This window comes from Falsirhodobacter xinxiangensis (assembly GCF_004959935.1).
Taxonomy (GTDB): domain Bacteria; phylum Pseudomonadota; class Alphaproteobacteria; order Rhodobacterales; family Rhodobacteraceae; genus Falsirhodobacter; species Falsirhodobacter xinxiangensis.
Window position 1 is genome coordinate 90263 of the sequence record NZ_SMYN01000012.1, and the last position, 6003, is coordinate 96265.

5 protein-coding genes are annotated in these 6003 nt (G+C 63.7%); 1 reads left to right on the top strand and 4 read right to left on the bottom strand.

All coding sequences use genetic code 11. The features are described from left to right. Positions 1-193: 193 nt before the first annotated feature. From E2K76_RS14355 to E2K76_RS14365, 3 genes are read right to left on the bottom strand one after another with little or no spacing between them, the layout of a single operon-like run. Positions 194-2500, bottom strand: coding sequence for a sulfatase-like hydrolase/transferase (locus E2K76_RS14355; RefSeq protein ID WP_136685042.1), 2307 nt, complete (start codon positions 2498-2500; stop codon positions 194-196). After that, entirely contained in the window at positions 2497-3135 is a 639-nt protein-coding gene (locus E2K76_RS14360; RefSeq protein WP_136685043.1) for a LamG domain-containing protein, read from the bottom strand. The genes E2K76_RS14355 and E2K76_RS14360 overlap by 4 nt, the downstream gene beginning before the upstream one ends. Beyond that, the gene (locus E2K76_RS14365) at positions 3129-4409 is read right to left on the bottom strand and encodes a hypothetical protein (RefSeq protein ID WP_136685044.1); all 1281 of its coding nucleotides are present in this window, start codon (positions 4407-4409) and stop codon (positions 3129-3131) included. The genes E2K76_RS14360 and E2K76_RS14365 overlap by 7 nt, the downstream gene beginning before the upstream one ends. A 173-nt stretch (positions 4410-4582) precedes the next feature. Here E2K76_RS14365 and E2K76_RS14370 point away from each other — a divergent pair, with 173 nt between their 5' ends. After that, positions 4583-5698 (top strand): glycosyltransferase family 61 protein, encoded by a 1116-nt coding sequence (locus E2K76_RS14370; RefSeq protein ID WP_169053322.1) that lies wholly within the window; start codon positions 4583-4585, stop codon positions 5696-5698. Between the two features lie 80 nt (positions 5699-5778). Here the strand turns inward: E2K76_RS14370 and E2K76_RS20380 are convergent, their stop codons facing one another. After that, complete coding sequence (locus E2K76_RS20380; RefSeq protein ID WP_169053323.1) at positions 5779-5931, bottom strand: hypothetical protein; 153 nt, start codon at positions 5929-5931, stop codon at positions 5779-5781. Positions 5932-6003: the final 72 nt, after the last annotated feature.

Genomic DNA, 6003 nt, shown 5'->3' on the forward strand with positions numbered 1-6003 from the left:
TGTCTCCTTTTCGATCTGACACCAGCTTGACGATGCAGCACAGCGCGATGTGACATGGGCCGGAAAAAAACGATGAAAAATATTCGGGCGCAGTCCGCATGTGGGCCAGCGAGCGTCCATGATGAAAAACCGTTGGTTGGACGGCGGTGCCGTTTGGTCTGCTGCGGGTATCAACCCAAGGCGTTCCGCCGCGTCAGGGGCGATCCTGATCCGATGGCGGGATGATTTGCGAGCGCAGATCCGCCCCTTCCGGGCAGTCGGGCAGCAGCAGGCACGAACCTTCCCACCAGATCCGTCGCCCTTCGATCCGCACACCGCCCCAATCCGACAGATCATAGACCTGCGCGGCGCTCCATCCTTGCAGCGACGCGGTGCATCCGGTGGCAAGCACCAACGTCAGCGCGCCCTCGGCTGCGGTGATGCGGTGCGCGCCGGGGCCAAGGGCGAGCCGGTGGTTGCCCGGCGCCAGCACGATCCGGTTACGGCCCGTGCCAGCCGCAAGCTGCACAGCGCCCTCGCCGATGAAGACGGTGTTGTTGCCCGGCCCGGTGGTCACGCGGTTCTGCCCCTGGCCGTGGATGACGTCGTCGCCGTAACCGCCGTCCAGCGTGTCGCGGCCGATCCCGCCGATCAGCGTATCGTCGCCCGGCCCACCGTAGAAGGCGGCGACATCCTTGGGGCGCTTCGCCATGGAGATCAGAAGATCGTCCCCCGGCCCGCCATGAAACGTGGCCGATCCGTATTTCGGCCCCCGCATCACGTCATCCCCTGACGACCCGACGACCTCGACCGAGACGCGCTCGGACGCCTCGAATTCGAATGGGCTGAGGGGGTGGCCGACGATGCGGACGGTCTTGCCCTCGCGCGGCTCGCCCTGTTCGGTGCGCGAGACGACGGTGGCGACGCGGACACTGTCCATCCCTTCGGGCATCCGCAGCACGTAGTCGTCCGGCCCCGCCATATACCAAAGCCGGTTCCTGGCCCCGTCGTCGGCATCCGCCACCCGGATCGCACCCGCCGCCTCGCCATAGGCCCAATAGTCCAGACCCTCGCGCCGCCCGCCCAGAACGACCGACCCGTCCACCGCCATCATCGCATTGACACCATCGCCCGGAACCTCGGCCCCGCGCAGGTCGATCCCCAGATCGAACGCCCCGCGCACCAGTTCCTCGCGCAGCGCGTCCAGCGGGGCGGTGTCCGCAATGTTCACCGTCTCGCCTGGATCGGCGACCAGATCGTAGACATGCTCCTCGCCGTTCGGATACCGGAAATAGCGCAGGTGGCTCAGCCCCGGTGCCGAGGGGCGCACCGACAGCGTGCCGAACACCGAGGTCACGGGCGATTTCGTGCGGTCATAGGGGCCGAAACTGGAATCGATTAGGCCCAGAAGGCTTTGCCCCGACACCCAATCCGCACGGCGCGGCAGCCCGGCAAGGTCCATGATGGTCGAGGGCAGGTTGTGCAGCGACACGGGCAGTTGCTCCACCAGCCCGCGGTCCATTGCCGGGTGCCAGATGCACAGCGGAACATGCGCGGCGCTGTCCCACTGGCTCATCTTGTGGAAGCTGTCGTGATTGCCGAGGTTGAAGCCGTTGTCGGACAGGAAGATGACGGTGGTGTTCGCGCCGATGGGCGAGGTGCTCAACGCATCCAGAAACCGCCCGATCTCGTGATCGACATGGCTGATGGCCGCGAAATAGGCGCGGACCACCTGCCGCCACCCCTCGTCCCCCGCCTTTTCCGGTGTCCAGTTGCCGTTGGCGATATAGGCGGCCTCGTAGACGGCGAAACCGGGTTGCGGGCCGTAGAAATCCTCGGGGGAGGCGATGCTGGGCCAGACGATCCCGGCGGGATCATACATCTGGTAGAAGCGGTCTGGGCAGTCGAGGTTGAAATGCGGGTGCTTGAAGCCAAGCTGGATCAAGTGCCGCCGCGAGGGGTCGGCCTGCGACACATGGTCGATCGCGTTCTGTGCCACCCAGAAATCGTAGAAACGGTCGTCCTGCGACCCGTCATCATCGGGCGCGTTCACGCCGCAGATGCCCGGACCCTTGCCGCCCAGATATTCGCGCAGACCCGTCCGCCCGCCCTTGTCCGAAGCCTCGGCTTCAACATGGAACAGCATCCGGCGGTAGTCTTCGGGCATGGGTTTGTAGTTGCTGTCGACCTTGCCGGTCGTGAAGTTGTAGAACCCCGCCTGCCGCAGATCGAAGGCCCATGCCTTTTCCGGCGGCAGGACATCGCGCCAGAAACGGTTCAGGTCCACCAGCCCGGTGCGATAGGGCGACAGCCCCGTCGCAACCTCGGCCCGGCAGGGGGCGCAAAGAGGGACCGTGGCATAGGTATTGGCGAAGCGCACACCCCTGGCGAACAGCCGGTCGAGGTTGGGTGTCCGGATCGTGACGCCGAAACTGTCCCGCCAGGTGAAGACATCGATCATGTCATCCACCCAGATGACGCAGATGTTGCTGCGGCCTGCCGTGTCGCGCGTGAAGGTCATCGATATTCCCAGTCGATGTAATCGGCCAGCGCCGCAGTATCCGCTGCGCCGTGCCAGACGAGGACTTCGGCGATCTGCCCGTCGCCAAGGGACCGCGCCATGCCTTGCCGCATTGCGCGGCATCCGATGAGCAAGCTGGCGGGATGGGGCAGGTCCAGCGCGGCCGTAGCAGATACCGACGGGCCGCCGATGCGCGACAGGGTATAGCGGCCCTCGCGGCATTCGATCAGGACCGCGTGCCAAGCCTCGGCCTGCGGGGGGAGCGTCAGGGCAAGCGTGCCGCCATCGTCCTGCAGGCTGACCGAGCCGTCCGCATCCTCGTGCAGATAGAGGTAGTTGTTTCCCCGCCCCTTCCGCACCGCCAAAAGGCTTTTGGCGACGGCATCGGGGCTGGCCCAGATCACGCAGACGGCAAAGGATCGCGTGTCCAGCAGCCCCGGATATTCGAACCCGCCATTCACACCCGCGGCCAGCGACAGGACTGCCCGACCACGATGCTGCGCCACGCGCGGCTCGAACGGCGATTGGGCCTCCTGCCAGCTTTGGCCTTCTATACGGTCCGCGCGCATCCGCAGATCGCCGGGGGCCTGCGAGACCAGAACGTGAGGCGGCACAGCGACGCCAAGCTTCAGCATTGCGTCACCGCCATGTCGAACGGCAATGCCCAGCGGTGCAAACCGTCTTGGGAGAATTGGTCACGCAGCCCGCCGCCTGCGGGATAGTGGCGGTCTCCGTCTCGGCTGCCGCGCCCATCGGGGCGGGCATAGGCGACACGCGTGCCATTTGCGGGCGGGGCCGCCAGGTGCAGCAGGACGGCGCGGGGGTCGTCCGGTGCGATGCCGACCCCGACCAGCGCCGCCCCATCGACGGTGAAGCCCGCCATATCGCCCCCCGCGAAACATGGGGCGCGGTCGATCGCCAGATCGCTGGCGGATTTGAAGGTGACGCGGATCGCGCTGCCTTCAGCCTCGGCAAAGCAGGCGGTCGGGCAGAACCAAGCCTCTCCGGCCAGCCGCGCCTCGATGGCCAGCGCCTCCAGCGCGGCACGGTGATGCAGACCTTCGGGCAGCGGATGACCCAGATCATCCTGAGCAAAGGCGTATCCGGCCCCCGCAAAGGTCAGGTCATGAATGCCGGGCCGAAGCGCCAGCGCCGATTGCCGCCAGATCGCCGGATGCGGCTCTTGCCAATAGGGGCCGCAGTCGAAGCTGGTGACAAACCGCATCCGGCCCGCCTCATCCATCGCGGCCAGCGGATCGACCGTCATTTCCGGCCCAAACTCCATCCCGACCGCCAATATCTGCGCAGGTTGGCCGAGGCTTTGGCACAGCCGCTCATGCCCGGCCAGCACCTCCGGCAGCCGTTGGGGGGCGACATCATCCGCCAGAACCGTCCGCAGCGCACGGGCGGATGCGAACCGCCGCGCCATCAGCTTGTCCGCCACAAGCGCCTGAAGGCCGACAGAACGCTGGGGCACGACCAGCGCCGCCTCCCCTTCGTCGGACAGCGGAGCGCGGATGACGTGATGCGGAAAGCCTAGCGGTTCGCGATATGTGACCTGCCGCCGCGCACCGCCCAGCCCGGCCAGCAGCCAGACGCTGCCTCCGGTCTGGGCAAGGATGGCACCGCCCGAGACATGCCGCCGATACCGCCGCACCCCCGAGGGCAGCCGAGCCTGAAATCCGATCCAATCGCCCTGCTGGAAAACGTCCCAGGCGTCGATGTCGCCAAGAATATCGGCGGGCAGTCCGAACCCCTGCTCGCTTCCGCGCGGCATTCGGCGCGCAATATCGCGGACAACCCTGTCGGAAAGACGCATGACCAGCCCGGACTCGTCCCATTCGACGACCGGACCGTTTTCCGCCGCGATCAAGACACCCCGGCTATCACTCTCGCCTTTCTGGGGCATCCGCACTCCGTCCTCGGCCATCTTCGCCTGTCATAGCATGGCAAAAGGAAAACTAGCCATATGCGTGTGCCACTCTTGGCAACAGTCGCCACGCGGGTGGGCCGGGGCGACGGATTCTCTCGCGTTGGGATTGTGCCGCCCTTATGATCATCATGCATACTACGGAGCGTCCGATGGCCTTTGATCCGCTGAAAAACCTCTCGCCCTTCGTCAGAGAGGTGGACAACGCCCTGATCATTCCCTTCGGAACCGAAAGCGCCGGAGGTATCGCGCGATACGCCGGCATCTATGACGAGCATGGGACTTATGTTCCGGAAGGGCAGTGCTTTCGCACCTCCACCACCCCAACCACGCTTGAGCCGAAGGAGATCCCAGCAGAGCCGGAGGAAAGGCTGAACGGAACGTGGATTTGGGGAGGGCTGCTCTACAGCCACTTCGGGCATATGCTTTTGGAAAGCACGGGGCGTCTCTGGGCCCATGACCACGTGGAGGCCGAGGGCGAGCTGTTTCTTTTGAAGAAAAAGGTGACCTGGCCGAAAAGATTCGTGAAACCCATCAATCCCATCCTGAGCCATCTGGGCGCCAAGACGGCAAAAGCAAAGGGTGTGACCCGCCCTCTGCGGGTCGAAAAGCTCGTTATCGCACCTCAGGGATTCGGAACTGGAGACATGATCGCCGGCTGCCCAGAAATGCGCGCTTTCGTCAAATCGAACTGGGGCAAAGGGATCGAACCTGCGGGCCATGAAAAGATATACATCTCCCGCAGCCGTCTATACTCCAAACGTGGTCGATACATCGGTGAAAGCTTCCTCGAAGCCCTGCTCGAAAAAGAAGGCTATGCGATATTCCATGCCCAGGATCATTCGATAGAGGAGCAGATCGCGCAGTATAAGGCGGCAAAGGTCGTCATATCGAGCGACTCTTCGGCCCTGCACCTGCACGCGTGTTTTTCCGCTGCTGATACGAAAGTTGCGATCATCCTTCGCCGACCCGGCGAGGCGATCAATGACTACCTGACGCAGTATCGTTCATTCTCGGGAATTGCCCCATTGGTCATCTCCAGTTTGAACGGGGCGGTATATCAATTCGATGGCGCGAGAAATTCGCAGAAGAGCGAGATATACACGGAAATCGATTTCCCATCCGTCGCCCGGGAACTTTATTCAGCGAATTATATAGAGTATCGTTCTGCCTGGCAGAACCCACCGGCTGACGAGATCAAATCCGAGGTGGCATCTATCAGCGAGAGGCTGGGCGCGCCGATATATACGGTGTCTGACGATATCTGAGCGGCGTCCGTCATGCTTTCATTCCTATCATCGTCTTTACCATAACGATAGTTTACATGCTTTGGCCGTGACCTCATTCATCACGAGAGTTTTCCGTTTTGAGATTGGTAGTTTGCGGTTGGTGTCTGGGTAAGCGCGCCGAGCGCGGTGTCCCCGAGTGCGCAAGCGTCCACCGCGCTTTCGGTGTCGTCAGGCTTTCCCAGCAGATCGTCAAGCACAATGGTGTCCAGCATCGCATCCGCCAACAGGCGCTTCAGCTTGCCGTTTGAACCGCTCCGGTTTGCCGGAGGCTAATTTCGGTTGGT